The sequence below is a fragment of the Deltaproteobacteria bacterium genome (assembly GCA_029860075.1).
GTDB lineage: Bacteria > Desulfobacterota > JADFVX01 > JADFVX01 > JADFVX01 > JAOUBX01.
In genome coordinates this window covers 80,648-99,195 of sequence record JAOUBX010000008.1, presented here as the reverse complement: position 1 = coordinate 99,195, position 18,548 = coordinate 80,648, and the positions used below count along the sequence as shown (strand labels likewise).

Annotated in this window: 19 protein-coding genes; 7 read left to right on the top strand and 12 right to left on the bottom strand. The window is 44.2% G+C overall.

Annotated elements, in window-relative coordinates:
- A partial coding sequence (locus tag OEV42_04350) for a MipA/OmpV family protein (GenBank protein ID MDH3973493.1) occupies nucleotides 1–484 on the bottom strand: 484 nt, incomplete at its 3' end.
- A gap of 797 nt (nucleotides 485–1,281) precedes the next feature.
- Between OEV42_04350 and OEV42_04345 the strand changes: the two genes are divergently transcribed.
- From OEV42_04345 to OEV42_04335, 3 genes are all read left to right on the top strand, one after another.
- A complete protein-coding gene (locus OEV42_04345; GenBank protein MDH3973492.1) occupies nucleotides 1,282–2,193 on the top strand; it encodes an ABC transporter substrate-binding protein in 912 nt (303 codons plus the stop codon).
- A 129-nt stretch (nucleotides 2,194–2,322) separates the two neighbouring features.
- Complete coding sequence (locus OEV42_04340; protein MDH3973491.1) at nucleotides 2,323–4,401, top strand: GAF domain-containing protein; 2,079 nt, start codon at nucleotides 2,323–2,325, stop codon at nucleotides 4,399–4,401.
- Nucleotides 4,401–5,876, top strand: coding sequence for a response regulator (locus OEV42_04335; protein MDH3973490.1), 1,476 nt, complete (start codon nucleotides 4,401–4,403; stop codon nucleotides 5,874–5,876). Before OEV42_04340 ends, OEV42_04335 begins: the two co-directional genes overlap by 1 nt.
- A 110-nt stretch (nucleotides 5,877–5,986) precedes the next feature.
- On the opposite strand, the gene OEV42_04330 is transcribed toward OEV42_04335, so the two are convergent.
- Together OEV42_04330 and OEV42_04325 are read right to left on the bottom strand one after the other, a co-directional pair.
- The gene (locus OEV42_04330; protein ID MDH3973489.1) at nucleotides 5,987–6,433 is read right to left on the bottom strand and encodes a hypothetical protein; all 447 of its coding nucleotides are present in this window, start codon (nucleotides 6,431–6,433) and stop codon (nucleotides 5,987–5,989) included.
- A gap of 54 nt (nucleotides 6,434–6,487) precedes the next feature.
- Nucleotides 6,488–7,720, bottom strand: a complete 1,233-nt coding sequence (locus OEV42_04325; GenBank protein MDH3973488.1) for a peptidase MA family metallohydrolase — start codon at nucleotides 7,718–7,720, stop codon at nucleotides 6,488–6,490.
- Between the two features lie 122 nt (nucleotides 7,721–7,842).
- Between OEV42_04325 and OEV42_04320 the strand changes: the two genes are divergently transcribed.
- Nucleotides 7,843–8,172: a nucleotide pyrophosphohydrolase gene (locus OEV42_04320; GenBank protein MDH3973487.1), complete on the top strand. Its 330-nt coding sequence runs from the start codon at nucleotides 7,843–7,845 to the stop codon at nucleotides 8,170–8,172.
- 76 nt (nucleotides 8,173–8,248) lie between these two features.
- On the opposite strand, the gene OEV42_04315 is transcribed toward OEV42_04320, so the two are convergent.
- The 3 genes from OEV42_04315 to OEV42_04305 form a co-directional block, all read right to left on the bottom strand.
- Nucleotides 8,249–8,899 (bottom strand): DsbA family protein, encoded by a 651-nt coding sequence (locus OEV42_04315; GenBank protein ID MDH3973486.1) that lies wholly within the window; start codon nucleotides 8,897–8,899, stop codon nucleotides 8,249–8,251.
- The gene (locus OEV42_04310; GenBank protein ID MDH3973485.1) at nucleotides 8,896–9,333 is read right to left on the bottom strand and encodes a disulfide bond formation protein B; all 438 of its coding nucleotides are present in this window, start codon (nucleotides 9,331–9,333) and stop codon (nucleotides 8,896–8,898) included. The genes OEV42_04315 and OEV42_04310 overlap by 4 nt, the downstream gene beginning before the upstream one ends.
- Before the next feature lie 191 nt (nucleotides 9,334–9,524).
- Entirely contained in the window at nucleotides 9,525–10,244 is a 720-nt protein-coding gene (locus OEV42_04305; protein ID MDH3973484.1) for a hypothetical protein, read from the bottom strand.
- Nucleotides 10,245–10,601: 357 nt separating this feature from the next.
- Between OEV42_04305 and OEV42_04300 the strand changes: the two genes are divergently transcribed.
- Nucleotides 10,602–11,051, top strand: coding sequence for a hypothetical protein (locus OEV42_04300; protein ID MDH3973483.1), 450 nt, complete (start codon nucleotides 10,602–10,604; stop codon nucleotides 11,049–11,051).
- Between the two features lie 287 nt (nucleotides 11,052–11,338).
- On the opposite strand, the gene OEV42_04295 is transcribed toward OEV42_04300, so the two are convergent.
- The 6 genes from OEV42_04295 to OEV42_04270 all read right to left on the bottom strand — a co-directional run bounded on the left by OEV42_04295 (nucleotide 11,339) and on the right by OEV42_04270 (nucleotide 16,273).
- On the bottom strand, nucleotides 11,339–12,220 hold the full coding sequence (locus OEV42_04295; GenBank protein MDH3973482.1) for an ABC transporter ATP-binding protein: 882 nt from the start codon (nucleotides 12,218–12,220) through the stop codon (nucleotides 11,339–11,341).
- Nucleotides 12,217–12,885 (bottom strand): molybdate ABC transporter permease subunit, encoded by a 669-nt coding sequence (modB, locus tag OEV42_04290; GenBank protein MDH3973481.1) that lies wholly within the window; start codon nucleotides 12,883–12,885, stop codon nucleotides 12,217–12,219. Before modB ends, OEV42_04295 begins: the two co-directional genes overlap by 4 nt.
- Nucleotides 12,885–13,661, bottom strand: a complete 777-nt coding sequence (modA, locus tag OEV42_04285) for a molybdate ABC transporter substrate-binding protein (GenBank protein MDH3973480.1) — start codon at nucleotides 13,659–13,661, stop codon at nucleotides 12,885–12,887. Before modA ends, modB begins: the two co-directional genes overlap by 1 nt.
- A gap of 92 nt (nucleotides 13,662–13,753) precedes the next feature.
- Nucleotides 13,754–14,167, bottom strand: coding sequence for a TOBE domain-containing protein (locus OEV42_04280; GenBank protein ID MDH3973479.1), 414 nt, complete (start codon nucleotides 14,165–14,167; stop codon nucleotides 13,754–13,756).
- 21 nt (nucleotides 14,168–14,188) lie between these two features.
- The gene (locus OEV42_04275; GenBank protein ID MDH3973478.1) at nucleotides 14,189–14,593 is read right to left on the bottom strand and encodes a LysR family transcriptional regulator; all 405 of its coding nucleotides are present in this window, start codon (nucleotides 14,591–14,593) and stop codon (nucleotides 14,189–14,191) included.
- A 177-nt stretch (nucleotides 14,594–14,770) separates the two neighbouring features.
- Complete coding sequence (locus OEV42_04270) at nucleotides 14,771–16,273, bottom strand: trypsin-like peptidase domain-containing protein (protein ID MDH3973477.1); 1,503 nt, start codon at nucleotides 16,271–16,273, stop codon at nucleotides 14,771–14,773.
- Between the two features lie 292 nt (nucleotides 16,274–16,565).
- Here OEV42_04270 and OEV42_04265 point away from each other — a divergent pair, with 292 nt between their 5' ends.
- The gene (locus OEV42_04265) at nucleotides 16,566–17,405 is read left to right on the top strand and encodes an RNA polymerase factor sigma-32 (protein MDH3973476.1); all 840 of its coding nucleotides are present in this window, start codon (nucleotides 16,566–16,568) and stop codon (nucleotides 17,403–17,405) included.
- Nucleotides 17,375–18,370 carry a MoxR family ATPase gene (locus OEV42_04260; GenBank protein ID MDH3973475.1) on the top strand — a complete coding sequence of 332 codons (996 nt, stop codon included), beginning with the start codon at nucleotides 17,375–17,377 and terminating at the stop codon, nucleotides 18,368–18,370. Before OEV42_04265 ends, OEV42_04260 begins: the two co-directional genes overlap by 31 nt.
- Nucleotides 18,371–18,548 lie beyond the last annotated feature (178 nt).

Sequence of the window (18,548 nt, the reverse complement as noted above, 5' to 3'; positions counted from 1 at the left end):
GTGAAAATACAAAGCCGACGGATCTTGTATCCCTAAGGTCGCTGGCTATTGCCATGCGCAGAGGGAAGGAGGCTCTGAGCCAGAAATGCCCCTTCTTTGACTTAAAAAGCACGACCTGCACACGGGGACCCAGCTCGACAACGGGATGAAGGTCATTCATTCCTTCCCGTGCGTGATTATCATCACTAAAAACAGGTGGTGACATGGCGGCACTTACATCAATCCAAAAACGGGGATGATCGTAAAAGTAGAATTGTCCGCCGTCACGATTGACTTTAAGTCTTTTTCCTTCGTAAAGAACATAGGGAAAGGGAGCAAAATAGTCTCTTCTCTGGTCAGAGCCCCTGTAGTGGGGCAGACTTGCTCCCGCAAGGCCCATGCCGAGTTCAAGACGTCTTGTTTCCTGAGCATAACTTTCGCAAGGTATTGCAGTAAATGCAATAAAAAGCGTGAATGTGAGGGCGCAGCTTTTGAGAAGGGCCATGCTTTTGCCATTTTCAGTGATATAAGGGATAAACCTTTGGATCCATTTGTCTTGATTTATAAAATGCTCAATAAATACCATGACTTACACCTTTGAACCGTAAGGAGTATTTGTCTTTAAACGGAAAAGATAGGCTTTACACAAAGATTTTTTAAATGTAGAATGATGCAATGGTTTAATTAGTATAGTAGGAATCATGCTTATGTCAAAAATAAATTGCACCCTCTGTCATATTTTCATTTCTCTCTCAATTGTTTGCTTATTATTCCCTTCCTTTCTGTTTGCAGCAGAAACTCATAAAGAAAGTCAAATACACTCACCGGAATTATTAAACCCCTTTAGTGCTTTGTCCGCTGATTATTTTGTTGCTGCAGAGCAGGAAGAGAAGAAGGTCAATTTGGCTAAAGCCTTAAGGAACCTTTTCCCTTTTGGGGAGCAGAATGGAAAAGTGATATAAGGAAAAATATGGGCGTCCGGTTGCTCGCAATCTATTCAACAGGGCATATGATGACCTTTCGCCACTAAAGGACTCTCCCGGAGAAAGAAGGCATTTTTAGGCCGGAGGCCTCTGTAATTTTTAAAATAAAGGATTGTAGAAACCTTCATTTCTTAATAGTATATAAACCAGCCACCCCGCAGCAAACAGACACGATATAAATTGGAGTCATTAATTTTATATCGCAGCATGCTTTGGGGAATTGCGCCCCTTAAGGATTAAAACCGATAAACCGGATTAGATTATAATAATTAAATCGATGATTGATTTTATTAGCAGACATTTTAACTGCAGAAGTGCGATGAAGATAATTGTCTCGATTATGCTGCTATTGTTATATGTTGCCCCCCTTCATGGGGAGGACGTGGCTGCCGTTAAGAGTGTTGACATCAGGCCATACCAGGATGCTGTTAATGGCTTTAAATCGAGTGTAAATGCTGAAGTCAATGAGTACGTGCTTGATTATGATGATGAAAAAGCGGCCAGAGTAGTGATGTACCTTAATGATGACAAGATGCACCTTGTCTTTACACTTGGCAGCGACGCTTTAAATCTTGTAAAAAACAGCGTAAAAGACATACCTGTTATTTTTACCTTTGTTTTGAATCCTCATGAAATTATCGGTCACCCTGCCGGTAAGCTGCCGGCAAATATGACCGGTATCAGTATGAATATCCCCCCTGATGTTCAGTTTGCCGCTCTTCTGGAAGCAGCCCCTCATACAAAGAGAATAGGTGTCGTTTATGACCCGTCAAAAACAAGCAATCTTATTGAAGAGGGCAGGATTGCCGCCAGAGCGCTTGGAATCACCCTTATTGCCGTCAGTATAAATGCAAAATCTGAAACGATTAACGCTATTTCAGAGATGAAGGGAAATGTAGACGCACTCTGGATGATTCCCGATACGACAGCCATAACGAGAGAATCGGCAGAATACATGCTTCTTTTTTCACTTCAAAACAGCATACCCCTTATTGGTATTTCCGAAAAATATGTTAAAAACGGCGCGCTTATGGCCTTTTCTTTTGACAGTGAAGATGTGGGGCGCCAGGCAGGGGAAATTGCACAAAAAATTCTTGACGGCAAAAAGGTTATGAAGGTAACTCCTTATAGACCGAGAAAGTTAAAGCTGACCCTTAATAGCCGTATTGCAAAAAAACTGGGCCTTAAACTGCCTGAAAATTTGATTGCTTCGGCCCATAAGGTTTATTGAATACCTTCCGGGGCTTAAATGCCGGGCAGGTACGCCTTTTAAACAGTGGAGACCTTTTTTTGAAGATAAAAACCAGGAGCCTTTTAAGCCTTATAAAGCAGGCTTGTGGCTTATGGATACCGAGATAAAATGATAGATAAAATTTTGAGCGGCTTTTTGCCGAAGGTTTTCTGGTCTGTCGCTATCCTGGTTGCCTCTTTATCCATATGTTTTACGGCCGTGGTTATCTATCAGCAGGGAAAACTTTTAAAGCAGGAGCTTGTCAGGAACGGTTTATCTACGGTTTCCAACCTTGCTTCTGAAAGTAAGCTCGGTGTTTTTGCAGAAAATCCCGACTTAATAACACCTGCTCTTATTGGTGTTTTGCAGGAGCGAAATACCCTTTATGCAGGCGCTTATAACATGGAAGGAAAGCCTTTGACCATTAAACTGGCATCTTCGGAACATCCGCTGCCTTTTGACAAAGAGAATGAGCCTCTGCCTGTGGATGTAAGAAAGGAAATTTACAGGCAGGGCGCTCCTTTCTGGCGGGAAATGACGGTAGCTAATGATACTATTTATGAATTGTGGGCTCCTGTAAAGGTTTCAAAAGTATTTCGCGATGAAGATATTGTCATGGATATGGAAGCGGAGGCAATAGAGGGGGAGAATAGTGACTTGCCGGGTGATCTGGAAAAGGGGATGATAATAGGGGTGGTTAGGGTCGGCCTTTCCCTGAGGAGCGTTGAGGCCAGCCTGAGAGATATTGTGCTGGCGAGTATTTCCGTTGCCATGCTTTTTCTCCCGCTCGGTTTTATATTTGCCTACCTGCTGGCAAAAAGAATAACGGACCCTCTTTTAAGGCTCAACAGGGGGGTAGAGGCCATTGAGAAGAGGGGGACCTACGAGCAGATTGACGTAAGTTCAAAGGATGAAATAGGTCATCTGGCTACATCTTTTAACCGGATGGTCGATTCCCTGTCAAAAAAGGATGAAGAGATTAATCGTCATTTGCAGCAGCTTTTTGCCATAAATATGGTTGCTTCTGTCGTTAACCAGTCGCTTAATTTAAAAACGACGCTTCATGGGGCTCTGCAGGAGGTTTTAAAGGTAACAGGAATGGAGTTTGGCTGGATTTATCTGCCGGCCAGGGGAGGAAAGGTTTTTGAAATGGCTGCTTACGAAGGTATAGAAGCTGAGCTTGCCGCCGAGATCAGGCTTCTCAAGCCGGGCGAGGGCATTGCCGGTAAGGTTGCAACCTCGGGTGAACCTATCATCGTCGATGATGTGTCAATAGATGCAAGAGCAACAAGATTGTCCCTCCTTGATGTAAAATTCAAGGCCTTTGCGAGTATTCCTCTGCGATCACGGGAAGAGACGCTGGGCGCCATGAATATCACGTCCTATGCTTCACATGCCTTTTCCGGCGATGAGGTGAAGTTGCTTCGCGCCATTGGAGACCAGATAGGAACGGCCGTTGAAAATTCCCAGCTTTACGGGAAACTGAAAGAGCAGCTCGATGAAATCAAAAAGACACAGGAACAGCTTCTTAGAACGGCCAAACTGGCATCACTCGGGGAACTTGCGGCAAATGTGGCCCACGAGGTAAACAATCCTCTTACGGGGGTCTTGACCTATACCTGCATGATGATGGATAATCCCGAGGGTTCTGAAAAAGACAGGAAAAGGCTGAAGGTTATACATGATGAAACGATGCGGATCAGAACCATTGTGCGGAATCTGCTGGATTTTGCAAGGCAATCCGATTCAAGAACAGAGTCTATGGATATTCTTGATATCGTAGGGGATACGCTGGATCTTATCTCTCATCAGGCAAAACTTTCAGATATAGAAATCGTTGAGGAATATGCGCCCGGCATTCCCCTGATTGCTGTGGATGCCGCGCAGATTAAACAGGTTTTACTTAACCTTTTCAATAATGCCATACATGCCATGTACGATGGCGGCATCCTGAAGGTAAAGACTTTTGCCAGCCATGCCTGGGTTAATATTGCCATTGAAGATAGCGGTATCGGAATGTCGGAAGAGGTGAGCAGCAAGATATTCGATCCTTTCTTTACAACAAAGCCTGAAACAAAAGGGACTGGTCTGGGGCTTTCCGTCAGTCATGGAATCATTGAAAAACATGGTGGTAAAATCGACCTTAAGAGTCAAGCTGGAAAAGGAAGTACCTTTACAATTAAATTGCCTATAAAGGAGTATGATTGATGCTAAAGGAAAATATCCTGATCATTGATGATGAGCCCGTGATTCGGGAGGTGCTCGCTGAAATATTGACTAATGCCGATTATTCAGTATCAACGGCTTCCGATGGTGAAGAGGGTTATAACAAATTAGTCAATGAGTCCTATGACCTTGTCATAACGGATATAAAAATGCCCAAGCTCGGGGGCATGCCGCTGATTGAAAAAATAAGAGGCGAGTTTTCCGTTGTTCTTCCCATTATTGTCATTACAGGTCACGGAACCATCGATATTGCCATGGAGTCCATGCGGCACGGCACGCAGGCTTTTATCCTGAAGCCTTTTACACCCGGTGAAATTCGTGATGCCGTAGAAGATGTTCTCGACAGAAGCAGGATAATTAAAGAAAATATCAAGCTTAAAGCGACACTTCCTCTTTTTGAAGTGAATAAAAGGCTTCTTCGGGAACTTAATATCGATCAGCTTATGGATATTATTGTTGAAGAGGCTGCACAATATACGAATTCCGAGAGGACCTCTCTCATGCTTCTCGAAAATGACGGCACACTTAAAATGAAGGCAGCTCTCGGTGTCGATATGAATGATGACCATACCAGGGAATATACTTTGGATATCGATAAATGGGTCGTGAAAAACAGGAAGTCTTTGCTGCTCGATGGTGGCAAAGATGAAATAGCGCCTGAACTTGAATCCCTAATGAAAAATAATGAAATAAATTCTGCCCTTTGCGTTCCTATCATAATAAATAATAATCTCCATGGTGTATTGAACCTGGCCAAAGTGTCCAACAATCAGCCCTTTACCCATTCCGACGAAGAAGTTGTTTCCGTTCTTTGCGGTCAGGCGGGAATTGCCATTGAAAATGCCAGGTTATATGAAAGGGTGAAAAGTACTCATCTCGATGTGATTGCAGCCCTTGCAAATGCCGTTGAGGCGAGAGACCAGTATACGGCCAACCATGCTGTTCGCCTGTCCATATACTCCTGCATGATTGCTGAAAAAATGGGTATATCGGGTGCCGATATGGAAACGATAAAAAGAGGTGCCATTCTTCATGATATTGGTAAAATAGGTATTCGTGACAGCATACTTCTCAAAGAAGCGCCCCTTTCGAACGATGAGTTTCACGAAATGAAAGAACATCCCAGGATAGGGAGCAAAATATTGAAACGAATGAATGGTTTGGAGGGTGTTGTTTCCATTGTCATGCACCACCATGAATTTTATAATGGCGAGGGTTATCCTTATGGTAAAAAAGGTGATGAAATTCCCCTTGGCGCCAGGATTGTCGGTGTGGCCGATGCCTTTGAAGCAATGACGTCGGAACGCCCTTACCGGTCGGCTATGTCAACCGAGGCTGCCGTGGAAGAGCTTGAAAGAATGGCGGGAATACAGTTCGATCCGGAAGTAGTGAAGACTTTCAGGGAAATTATCGAGAAAGACGGCCTGGAGATTCCTGAATTACTGGAGGAAAGTTGACTTCATCTTCCCCCTTTCTTAAAAAGAACCGATTTTCAGTGACAGGCAGGGTGTGATCGTAAATAAATGCCCCCCTTGATATCCTCTTTATCCAGGAGCCTGCCGGGCTCCTATGAGGATATCCTTCTTCGTAATAATCCCAGATACTTGTTTACCGGATTTGATCTTGAAAGAAATGGAAGAGGCGGGCTTTTTCTCATGCCCATCATTCTCCATTTTTGGAGGAGCATTTTTTTATTTTTACAGACTTTCACACCTCTTTCAAGAACCATGATCGCTTTATTTCTCTTTCTTGCGATCATGTAAAGCTCTGCAAGATTACGGTAATAATCAGCCCTTGATGGGTGCATCTTAATCGCTTCTATGCAGTATTTTTCCGCTTTTTTTATTTCTACCTTCGCCCTGGCCATGGAAAGGCCGAGCAGGGAATAAGCTGCTCCGTTAGGGCCTGTTTTTTCGATAATTTCTTCGAAGATAAATACGGCATCAACGGCATGTCCCTTTTTAAGAAGCGCAATGCCTTTGGCCATTGCTTTATTATACTCTTCTTCAGTCATATATTGCTCCTGAATTTCATGCCCTCCCTAATCCGGGATAAACCGATTGACCTATTAATCTTTATATACATTTTTCCACCACGTGTCAAAGGAAAGGTTGTCGTTGCCGTATGCCTGGTTGAATGTTTTTTTAAAGGGTTTGTTTTTTCCAAGGGCCTTTAACAGTCCGGCAATCTTGTGGATTCCGTAGTTGTCTATAAGGTTCCTGGCAAGGCTGTAACTCTGTCTGTAGGCAAAGAGGGCCTTGTCTGCATTGTCTGACATTAAAAGAAGGTCAATGTCACCACTGCTGGAGATATCGATGTTACTCTTTGGGCTTGCCTTGAATTGTTCCCCTTCTGCATTCACTTTGCTCTCTTCGTACATGGCAATCCCTTCGTTAAGCCACCTGGGGCACATGCCTCCTGCAAGTAGATGAATAACGGCATGGGTGTATTCATGGTAAATGAGTTGCCTGAGCTTCATGGACGAGAGCTCGGCGCCACCGGAGGGGATTCTTATTTTCCCATCATAAAGCCCTCCGGCCCAGCCCGGCGCCAGGGTGACTTCCTTAAATTCCTTTTCCGTATATATAATGACGCTTATCTCTTTTTCGGGAAAGAAGTTGAGGTCTGTGCCTACGTCATAATAAGCTTCTTCCAGTATACCCGATATGACATGGCCTGTTTTTTCATCGCGCCTGCCGTCATAATTAATGAGAAACCTGCCTGTAAAGGTTTTCTCCATTTTTGATTCTACGGCAGCCTCCCTCTTTGCCTTGGCAATCATTGCCTTAAGTTCCGCATTCTCCTTTTCAAGCGATAGCGCCCATTGCCAGTGTTCTATGGCAATAGTCAGATCACCTCTTTCATAATAGATACTTCCAAGCAGGTTTAGCGCCTCCTTGTTTCCCCCATCGTCATAGGCAATGTTAAGTAATTCAGCTTCAGCTTCATAGTGGCTTCCTGTAAAATAGCAGGCTATCCCCCTCATCAGTGTGGCGGTTTTTTCATCCCTAATATACTCACTGTTGTTTTCGAGTAAATTAAGTGTTTCCTCAAACTCCTTATTATTCAGCTTTTCCCGGGCAAGAATAAGGTAGTAGCGACTTCTTAGCTCATCTTTTTCCTCTGAAGGAAGGAGCGCTTCAATCGATTTCTCAATTGATTCAAGCTCGCTTTCTTCCGGGAAATCTTCCTGTGCAAAGAGAGCTTGCCCTGGTTGAAATAATAAGAAAGCGAGAAGGAGAATGACTCTAATAATATTCTTCTTTGTTGCTGCCGGGAAATCCGTCGTTATTGTTTTCATCCAGTATGGTAAAAAAAGTTAAAAAGCTATGGGTTAGTTCTTGTTCAGGCTGGTTATATAACCTATTATATTACGTTACAATCAAATTAGTAAACTTATTTGCAGGGAGACAGGTGGAAAATATAACTTTTAGAGAGTATCAGACAATTGTTGATGACTGGATAAAGGAGCATGGTGTTCGGTATTTCTCGGAAATGACCAACCTTGCGCAACTCATGGAAGAAGTCGGGGAACTGGCAAGAGTTATGTCCAGAACCTATGGCGACCAGAGTTTTAAACCGTCAGATAAGGAGATTTCCCTTGCCGACGAACTGGCTGATATTTTCTTTGTTATTACCTGTATAGCCAACCAGACAGGCATAGATATGACCGGGGCAATCAGAAAAAATCTGGATAAGAAGACGAGACGGGACTCAAAGAGACATAAAAATAATCCCAAGCTCGTCAAATAATGATGAAAAAGAATATTCTCATTGTTGATGATAAATGAGTGAAAGAGAAAGCTCGTCTCTTTTTTACTGACTATGCTTAGTAATTTGCCGCCACTTCGGCATTTACCAGGGTCGCCAGTTGCTCATAGCCAAAGCTGGGCAGCGGTTTGCCGTTAACGAAGAAGGTGGGCGTTTTGTTTACACCCAGGCGCCTGATATCGGCCTGGTCCCTTTCAAGGACTTTTATAATTTCCGGATCATTTATTGCTTTTTCAAGGTAGGCCATATCGAAGCCTGAACGCTGCAAGTAGTTCCAGAATGCCTGTGGCTGCGGGTTATGGTGAGAGGCCCAATAGGGCTGGGTTTCGAACATCTTTTCCAGTACCTCCCAGAACTTACCCTGTTTCTTGACGGCTTCAAGTATCTTTACCATCAGGTCAGAACCCTGGTGAAATGCCGCATAACGAATCACCAGGTTTACCTTGCCTGGATGGGATGCCATGAGCTTCTTTACAAAAGGGTGGAATTTAGCGCACGTTTCACAGGCCGGGTCCATGAACTCCACAATGGTAACCTTTGCATCAGGATTCCCTTTTCTGGGGGAATGGGCCCTGATCAAAGCCCCCGATTGTTCAGTGGCCTGTTTAATCTGTTTTTGCGTCTGCCGGGAGTTATAGATAAAGGCGGCGATGGCAAATATGAGCACCATCAGCAGTACCGATCCGATTACAAGATAGTTTTTTTTCATTTATACATCCTTTTTCGGGTTATTAGTAATAAAGTAAGAATAATCAAAAATGAAGCCAGGGAAAGCAGGGGGATTGGCAAAAAGCCGAACAGCACCATACTGTCGTCGGCACAGGACACGCCCTGGCTGCATGGTTTAAGGGCCTCGGGGATAAATCCAAAAAAGAGCAGGCAATGATAAAGGGTGAAGAGCAAACCGATGATTGTCAGGGGTAATGCATAGCGAACCACCTTTTTGTCGAAGGGAAAAAGGCCGACCAGCAGTATCACTGCCAGGGGAAATAAAAATATCCGTTGGTACCAGCACAATACGCAGGGCGTCAATTCCATTATTTCACTGAAAAAGAGGCTGCCCAGCGTTGAAACAGCGGCGACAAGCCAACTGATGAAGATGAGCGTCCAATGGGTGTTGTTAATCTCTCTTTGGTGATCCATATTGATATACTGCCGGGGGGAAATCCTTCTAAATTTAATTGCTGCTTTTTATAGCCTAATCATTGCAAGATTGCAAATCATTTTTCTGCCTTTCATTAAACGCTTTTTACCTTTATAGGGCTTCCAGGGTTGTTTTCAGGCCTCTTTAAAAGGATTAAAACCGGCTCGCGTTTTTTTCTATTACCAGGCCTTCAGCGTACTTCTTCTCTGGCTATGGCTACCCACTTGCCTTGAAATTTCTTATATTGTTTGGGGTATAGTTTTGCATTTTTTAATATTTCCTCAAATTGCTCTTTTGCAGAGTCATGTTGCCCGCATTTTTTCAGCAGCAACGCATAACGGCATCTTGCCTCTTCACTTTCATAACTGTTTGCAATGGCCTTGTATTCTTCCAGCGCTTTTTCTGCCTCTCCCAATGCTTCATGGGTCTTTGCTTTCATGAGCCGTAAATTACTTGCAAGTTTGCCCTCTGTATTTTCTTTTAACAAGGACAGATATTCTTTTGCCTTTGCGTAATCCTCTTTTTTATAATGAGAGAAACTCAATCCTTCCAATATATGAGGATCTTTGGCATTGGCTCCTGTAAGGCTTTTCTCCAGTAAATCAATGGACGCTTCATATTGCCCCTCATGATAATAGGCTTCAGCAAGATTTATCCTGTTTTTAATACAGTCTGTCAGTTCCAGTTCCCGCTTTAATTGCGATATGTTTTTTCGCGGACTCTGGTTTCTTGATTTTTTTATCTTTGCCTCCATCTGCATTTCCGGCAGATATTCAATAAAAAAGTATATTAGTGATCCAATCAAGGGAAAAAAGAGGATGAGAAAAATCCACCCGTAACGGCCGGTTCTGCCTGCATGAACGGCAAAATAGATTTGTATGATAATTTCAATTATCCCTAATAGATGCATTTTATTCTCTCATTGTGATTTATTGTCTCAAAATATTTGTAAGCAATACCGGCCCTGCCGAACTTTTTTTATACCTCAGTCACATTTGTTTGTAAAGAAATTTGATAGAAGGCACATCAGTTGCATGATATGGCTGCCAGGTTGTTGATTGAAAGGCTAAAAGAGGAAACAGATTATGGTGATGTGCTGTAAAGGCTTTGGATTTACTGACTTTCTCGCATCCCCGGTTTTTCTTCCGGGGCTATATGCTTTCATGATTGATGTTAAAAAGTGTGTGTATTTTGTCCCCATCGTGTTTATTTAGACACAGATTTACCTTGATTAGTAATTTATAAAAAACTGCAATTTGGAGGGTCCGTGAAAGTTTACTTATTGTTATTTTTTTGCTTCTCTTTCATGATTGGTTGTGCCGGAGATGAGGCAGAGGTGGAAATATCGATTATTAATGAAGAAGATACGGCTAACTACCACTATTATAATTATTCAGTTCAAGTCAGAGAAAAGGGTAGGATTTGTGATGTCTATCATCTTGCAGTAACCGTTGAACTGTTAATAAACGGGAGCGTATCAAAAACAAATGCCTATGAGTTTCAGCACATTGAAAAAGGTAAAACATCCGTTAAATCCGACTCTATTAGGACATATGGAAGAGATGCTTCGGATAAAGTTACTTTAAACTTTTATCAAAGTGAGTATCTGGAAAGTGCATCAAAATCAGGTATTCCTTTTATAGGTAATGAATGCTCTGTTTATGGAACAAATGGTCATGGGCGTCCATTTAACGGAAAAATTGTGCCGGGAACTTAAAAGGGTATCCGGGTAAATCCACTAATCTTCTTTCCTCCCTTTTTCTGAATTATTGCAGAACAATTAAAGTGCCTGCGATTTAATATAGATAGTTTTTGTAAATGTGGAAGGTGCGGAACGGAATCTCACATTTTTTAGTAAAAGATTGAAAATCCCTGTTGATCCGTAAAATCTGTGATATCCCTGTTCTATAGATTTTTCTGTGACCTTCAGCGAATTCTGTGGCAAACCTTCAGTTATTAAATCAAGATTTCTCACGTACGTTCGAAATGACAAATTGTGGTGTTTTACACCTTGAAAACCAGCGCTTCCGATGCTTTGGCGGCGACGATGACTTCATCGCCGATGGTGATTTTTTTTGCCTCATCGTTATCGACGAAGACGCGGAAGGTCCTTCTTCCTTCCTCTACGGTAAGGAGGGTGTGAATCTCGTCGGACTCCATTTCAATCACCTTGACGGGGATCTGGATTCTTGTACTCAGGGTCTTTCCCAGAAAGACCTCTTCCGGTGTACCTTCCTTAACCTTTTTCCCTTCCTTCAAAATTATGGCATGCTCGGCAAGGCGGTAGGCCTCGGATATGTCGTGGGTTACCATGAGGGCCGTAAAGCCGAAACGGTCATGGAACTTGAGGAATTCTTCGTGGATACGTTTTTTTACAGACCTGTCGAGAGCCGAGAAGGGTTCATCGAGAAGGAGCAGCTTCGGTTCTCCGGCGATGGACCTTGCCAGGGCAAGGCGCTGTTGCTGCCCTCCTGAAAGCTCATGGGGATAACGGTGCTCCAGACCCGTCAGTTCCGTCATTTCTAAAAGCGCTTTTATTCTGAGCTTTTCGCTCTTTTTTTCTATAGCATAACTCATATTTCCTTCAACGGTGAGGTGCGGAAAAAGGGCAAGATCCTGGAAGAGAAAGCCTGTCTGTCTCTCCTGTGGCGCAAGGTTTATTCCCTTTTCAGCATTAAACCATGTTTCCCCTGCTGATTTGAATACCCCCCCATTGGCTGCATCAAGTCCGGCAATAAGTCTCAGTATGGTTGACTTGCCTGAACCTGAGGGCCCGAAGATGACTGTAATTTTGCCTTCAGGCAGGGTGAAATCGAGATCGAGAGAGAATTCTTCCCCCTTTTTTCCATGAAAGGTTTTCCTGAAAGAAGCTTCGAAGCAACTCATAGCGCCCTCACTGTTTGACGGTTAAAAACATAAACCATAAGAAGGACGGAGAAGGAAATAAGGAGCAGTATGAGAGAGTAGATGTTTGCCCCTCTATAATTAAGGGCCTGCACTTCATCATAGATGGCAATGGAGGCTACTTTTGTGACGCCGGGAATATTCCCCCCCACCATAAGAACGACGCCGAACTCACCCATAGTGTGGGCAAAAGAGAGGACGCCGCCTGTAATGAGACCCTTTCTTGAAAGAGGTAAAATGATACGCCGGAAGGTTTCAAATTGCGACTTGCCCAGTGTCCATGACGCTTCAATGAGTTTTTTGTCGATGGACTCAAAGGCTGACTGAATGGGTTGGACGGCAAAGGGAAAGGAGTAAAAAAACGACCCCACCACAAGGCCTGTAAAAGAAAAGGCAAGCTGGCTGTCGAAAATTGATTCGTAGAGTTTACCAAAAGGCCCGTTACTGCCAATAGCAAGAAGAATGTAAAAGCCCAGCACTGTCGGTGGCAGGACGATGGGGAGCGCAATTATTGCTTCCAGGGCGGGTTTTAGCTTGTTTTTCGTCACTGAAAGCCAGTAGGAAAAGGGGATACCGAAAGCAAAGAGAAAGAGGGTCGTAACGAATGAGAGCTTGATAGAGAGAAATATGGGACTGAAATCCTGCACTACTCCACTCCGTAGCCATAGTCTTTAAAGATAGCTTGTGCTATATCAGATTTCAGGTACTTGCGGAATAATTGAGCCCTCTCACGGTTTCCCCTTTTGTTTTTAATGACAACGCCGTATTGTGTGATTGGATCGTAACTTCCCTCGGGCAATAGATAGCTTGTGCCTGATGCCATGACGGGCGATTTAAGCATCGATTCGGCAATGACCCCCACATCTGCTGAACCGGAACTGACAAAGTGCGCCGCCTGTCCAATGTTTTCACCATAGATCAGTTTGGATTGAATCACCTCCCACAGGCCCGCATCGATGAGAGTCTTTTTTGCAGCCTCCCCATAGGGCGCATGTCTCGGATTGGCAATGGCCACCCGCTTTACCTTCGGTGAAGAGAGAACAAAAAGTCCTTCTACAAGAGTCATTTTTTTTCCCGTCCAGAGAACAAGCTTGCCTGTGGCATAGGTAAAAGGTTTTCCAATGGTCTTGCCCTCTTTATAAAGCAGTGACGGCCTCAGTTCGTCGGCCGAAAGAAAGACATCATAGGGCGCGCCGTTAATTATCTGCGAATAGATGCTGCCCGATGAGGCGAGAGAGAGTTTTGTCTTTATGCCTTTGTGCGTTTTCTCGAATACCTTCACTATTTCAGGCATGACGTAAGTGAGATTTGATGCGGCGGCGATGTTTAGGGTTTTTTCTGCCCCCTCTGCAGTGGAGATGAATAAAGCCAAAGATAAGGAGAGGGTGAGACATAGTTTATGGAGATATTTGTTCGATGTCATGTTGTTTCTCTAATTTTTTTATTTTACGTCAAGGCGCCAAGGACACAAAGAAAGTTAAAAAAAGTACAACCTGAGCGCAATACCACCTGTCACTATAGTGCCTTTGCCAAAATAAGCTCAGACGATTTAATTACTACATCCACATCCTCCCCTTCCTTCAATCCCATTGCTTCCAGTGAAGAGAGGGTGATTTCAGCACACACCATGCAGCCTGACGCATTGATATCAACCATAGCCAGGGGGAAGCTTTTTTTAAGCTCTACAATCTTCCCGCTAAAAACATTTCTGGCGCTTAACTGACCCGAAAGCCCCCTGGCCAGAATAACGTCAGAGGCCTTGAAAAGTGCGTCCACCCGGTCTCCCCGGACAAGACCCATTTCATCGGCAGAGGCAGAGGTGATAATAACGCTCAAGGGAATATCCTTCCATTCGAGAGAGACGTGGGCGTTGAGTTTTCCCTTTTTTACTTCTTTTATAGTTGAAGGAAGTTTATTTTTAAGATTCATAATAACGGACCGGAAACATTTTTAAAGCATGCCGTTTTCTTTCGCCACTTCTTCGACAAAATTCCTTATTTTCCCTTGCAGCTTTTCAAACCTTTCAAGGGTCTTTTTTCCTTCCACCGTCAATACCGTTCCTCCGCCCCCTTTACCACCGGATACTCTTTCAACAAGAGGTGATATTGCTTTCCTGTTCATATCATCAACCAGGAGCCATGCATGGCGGTAGGACATTTCCATCGATTTTGCAGCCTTGCTGATGGAGCCGTACCGGTCTATCCTTTCGAGCAGGGTAGCTCTTCCCGGCGCAATAAAGGTCTCGCCGTCCATGTCGAACCATATTCTGGCACGAAGAGAGAGGCCCCCTTCCCCCGGTGATTTCTCCGTTGAAATTCTCTTTGATGGTTTTTTTCTCGGTTTCGACCTTTCCATAACTAAAGCGTAATATACAGCCGGGAATAACGCTTTGTCAAGATTAACTGTGTTTTCATCATTGTCGTTTGCAGGGGGAGTCCTTCCCGTGGCTTGCCGAAAGAGGGAGGAAGCGTATTTTTCACGAAAATAGCCCGTTGCCTGCGGAGGCCTTGCTGAATATTTCTATTTGATTTTTTATTTCAGATCCGGTGAGCGGTCTTCCTTGATACGATAGGTTTTCAGGATACTTTCCTTATCCTTTCCTGCTTTTAGCCTGTCTATGACTATCCGGTATCCCTTGCGGTTTTTAAATTCAATGAAGGGTTCCTTTTCACGGGAAATGATATTTATGAATTCATCGAAATTAGCGAATTTCTTTCCATTCACTTCTTCCACTGCCCAATTCCTGATTTTGTGATAGCCCCTGTTCAGATCGGCTGCAAGTACCTTGAGGGCAACAACGACCTCTTTTTTTTCTTTGCTCGGCCAGTTTGAAATTTCATAGAGCAGTTCTTCATCAACGCGGCGCCGCCATCCTCTTCCCCATTGCTGAACCAGGTTCTTTGTAAGAGGGGTAAAAACGATGCCGCCGAAAACAAAGTACCTGGGAAGATTTTTTTCCTTCATGTTTCGCACGAGCATAAGGTCGTCTTTCTCATTTCTCAGCTTAAATGTGAATTTTTTTATTTTTCCCTTTCTAAGTATATCCACTTCTACCTTTTCATTCATTTGATGCATTTCTATGAAGTAGGAGTAGAAAGTCCTCTCTCCGGGCCTGAATTCTACCGTGCCGTCGTCGGCTATGGCATGCCCGTCTACGGCCATGACGATGTCGTTAACTTTCAGCCTTCCCTGTGCCGGTGATTTGAAGTAGATGTGGTTTATGACAACGCCGGTCCTGTTTTTGTTCATGCTGTATTTCTCTTTCATTGCCGGATTTTCAATGTTTTGCGTGTGAAGGCCGAGCGCTGGAAAGCCCTCATATTCACCATCTTCCAGATCTTCGAAAAAATGCCGGATCACGGGGGCCGGCACCATATAGCCAAGGTTTTCCGAGTGAAGCGGGCTATATGACTGCATGACGATGCCGGCAATTTTACCGTCTACAATGACAGGGCCGCCGCTATTGCCGGGATTGATGGCTGCATCAATCTGACCGGCCAGAAAATAGTCCCCGCTATGTACATAACTCTGGTGCTCTATCCGTGAAAGAATCCCTTTGGTGATGCTGAGAGAATCGCCGCCGATAGGAAATCCGTAGACGAGAACTTCCTGCTGTGCCTCGGGGAGTTTGCCCAGTTTGAGGGGACTGATGCCTGCAAATATGGATTCATCCTCCACTTCCAGCAGCGCAATGTCGACTTCATGGGCGACTTTTAAGGCTTTTGCCTTGTATCTTTTGGAACTGCCGTGGAGTCTTACTTCCAGGTAGGTACTGTTTGCAACGACGTGGGCGTTGGTAAGGATCCTGTTGCCTTCCACGATGCAGCCCGAACCGCTGACCTGTGTTGCCGCTCCCGACCTCCAGGGGTTGAGATAGTCAGGACTGCTTTGGGAAGCGTAGATCTTGACGATCTTCTTTCTTATCTTGTCGTCGCCCGGCACAATGGCTTCACAATAAGAAGTGAGCGCTCCCCAGTAAATTAAGATGGAGAGGATGATAAGATTTAACCTTTTTTTCCCTGGCGAATTTTTCATAATTGATACTAGTGTCATTGTCAGGCCCCGATAGTTTTTTTATTTACTGTAAACTTATTATAAAAAGAGGTCAACTGCTTTAAAGAAGTTTCATGACGGCAGAAATAATTTTTTACAATAAACCCCTGTCTGTTTGAACTTTTTTTAAAGTCCCCTGTCAAAGGAAGTGCAAAAAGATAAAAAAAATTGTGCTAACTATTGCATTTTAAAGAGATAATGTTTATATTATTAGCACTCACAGCATTAGAGTGCTAATAGCGGACTAAAGTTTTGAGAATGGTGGAGGATAGAGATGTACGCATTAACCAGAACAAATGACATAACTCTCTACATGAATGAAATAAACAGGTACCCTCTTCTTACACAGGAAGAGGAGTTTGACCTGGCTGTCCGCCTGCGCGAATATGGCGACAGGGAAGCGGCTGAAAGGCTTGCCACTTCAAATCTCCGTTTTGTCGTAAAAATCGCTAACGAATACAGAAATTACGGACTCAAGCTGATGGACCTGGTTCAGGAAGGCAATATCGGCCTTCTTATGGCGGTAAAGAAATTCAATCCCCATAAGGGCTATCGTCTTCTCACTTATGCCGTCTGGTGGATTAAGGCCTATATCCAGGAATTCATCATTAAAAACTGGAGCCTTGTTAAAATCGGGACGACGCAGGCCCAGAAAAAACTTTTCTACAAGCTGAACCAGGCCAAGGAAAAGCTGGCCCGTGGTGATGACTACAAGGCCATTGCCGAGAGCCTCGACGTAAGAGAAGGTGATGTTGAGGAGATGGATCTCAGGATGAGCGCCAGGGACTTTTCTCTTGATTCGACAATCGATGATGAAGGAACGACGACCCATATGGACCTTCTCCCCTGCAACAAGGCAAATCAGGAAGAAATCGTTGCCGATGCCCAGGAAAAAGCCGTCATAAAAAAAGACGTGGCTGATGTCGTTTCTTCCATGAAGGAGCGAGACCGGTTTATTATAGAAAAAAGGCTAATGGCCGATGAACCGATGACGCTCCAGGAAGTAGGCGATCATCTCGGTGTTTCCAGGGAGAGGGCAAGGCAGCTTGAAGCAAGGATAAAAAAGAACCTTAAGGAGAGCCTGTGTCAGAAACAGTTAACCTGGAACAGTTAAACAGGGAAGTTGTAGAAAAAAGTCGTTTTGTTGACGACATTCTTGGTGAAGTAGGAAAAGTAATTATCGGTCAGAAGAACTTCGTGGAAAGGCTCCTCATGGGCTTTCTCACAGGTGGCCATATCCTTGTGGAAGGGATTCCGGGCCTGGCAAAAACACTGACCATTAACACCTTGTCCGATGCCGTCCATGCTGACTTCAACAGGATACAGTTTACACCCGACCTGCTCCCTGCCGATCTGGTAGGGACGGAAATTTATAATCAGAAAGACGGCAGCTTTTCTGTAAAGAGGGGGCCCATCTTTTCCAATATCGTTCTTGCCGACGAAATCAACAGGGCGCCTGCCAAGGTTCAGAGCGCACTGCTGGAAGCAATGCAGGAAAAACAGGTGACCATCGGCGATGAAACATTCCCTCTTGCCGACGCCTTTCTCGTTCTTGCTACCCAAAATCCCATAGAACAGGAAGGAACTTACCCGCTTCCCGAGGCCCAGGTTGACCGTTTCATGTTCAAACTGCAGGTCACTTATCCCGCTAAAGATGAAGAGAAAGAGATTATTACCCGCAATATTGCAGGCACAAAACTTGCCGTAGAAAAGGTGACCACCACCGATGACATTATTGCTGCCAGGGAAGTTGTTAACAGGATTTACGTTGACGATAAAATAAAAACGTATATTGTTAACCTCGTTTCGGCAAGCAGGCGCCCTGAAGAGTATGGCCTGGCAGATATTAAAGATCTCATTGAATACGGGGCATCCCCCAGGGCTTCCATATTCCTTGCCAGAGCGGCTATGGCTAATGCATTCATGAAGCACCGGGGATTTGTTACGCCTGAAGATATTAAGGCCATTGCTCTCGATATCCTGAGACACAGGGTTATTTTGAGTTACGAGGCGGAAGCTGAAGAAGTTAGTCCTGAAGATGTAATCAGGAAGATCTTCGACGCAGTGGAAGTTCCTTAAAGATAATTATTTATACATCGGCTCCGCAGGGGAATCAGGTTTTTCCAGAACATTGTTTTCAGGTGATTAAACTTTGGCCTGCGGCTTCCCTCGCTCACGCAATTACCTGTGGCGGGGATAAAAACTCGCTGCATTCAAACCGTTGATCCCCTTATTCCCGAAGGCAATTGTTTCACTC

Coding starts and splice junctions, on each gene's coding strand:
- OEV42_04305 (MDH3973484.1), bottom strand. CDS start 10,244: ATGCATCTATTAGGGATAATTGAAATTATCATACAAATCTATTTTGCC.
- OEV42_04280 (MDH3973479.1), bottom strand. CDS start 14,167: ATGAATCTTAAAAATAAACTTCCTTCAACTATAAAAGAAGTAAAAAAG.
- OEV42_04325 (MDH3973488.1), bottom strand. CDS start 7,720: ATGAAAACAATAACGACGGATTTCCCGGCAGCAACAAAGAAGAATATT.
- OEV42_04340 (MDH3973491.1), top strand. CDS start 2,323: ATGATAGATAAAATTTTGAGCGGCTTTTTGCCGAAGGTTTTCTGGTCT.
- OEV42_04330 (MDH3973489.1), bottom strand. CDS start 6,433: ATGACTGAAGAAGAGTATAATAAAGCAATGGCCAAAGGCATTGCGCTT.
- OEV42_04310 (MDH3973485.1), bottom strand. CDS start 9,333: ATGGATCACCAAAGAGAGATTAACAACACCCATTGGACGCTCATCTTC.
- OEV42_04345 (MDH3973492.1), top strand. CDS start 1,282: ATGAAGATAATTGTCTCGATTATGCTGCTATTGTTATATGTTGCCCCC.
- OEV42_04295 (MDH3973482.1), bottom strand. CDS start 12,220: ATGAGTTGCTTCGAAGCTTCTTTCAGGAAAACCTTTCATGGAAAAAAG.
- modA (MDH3973480.1), bottom strand. CDS start 13,661: ATGACATCGAACAAATATCTCCATAAACTATGTCTCACCCTCTCCTTA.
- OEV42_04265 (MDH3973476.1), top strand. CDS start 16,566: ATGTACGCATTAACCAGAACAAATGACATAACTCTCTACATGAATGAA.
- OEV42_04315 (MDH3973486.1), bottom strand. CDS start 8,899: ATGAAAAAAAACTATCTTGTAATCGGATCGGTACTGCTGATGGTGCTC.
- OEV42_04270 (MDH3973477.1), bottom strand. CDS start 16,273: ATGAAAAATTCGCCAGGGAAAAAAAGGTTAAATCTTATCATCCTCTCC.
- OEV42_04335 (MDH3973490.1), top strand. CDS start 4,401: ATGCTAAAGGAAAATATCCTGATCATTGATGATGAGCCCGTGATTCGG.
- OEV42_04275 (MDH3973478.1), bottom strand. CDS start 14,593: ATGGAAAGGTCGAAACCGAGAAAAAAACCATCAAAGAGAATTTCAACG.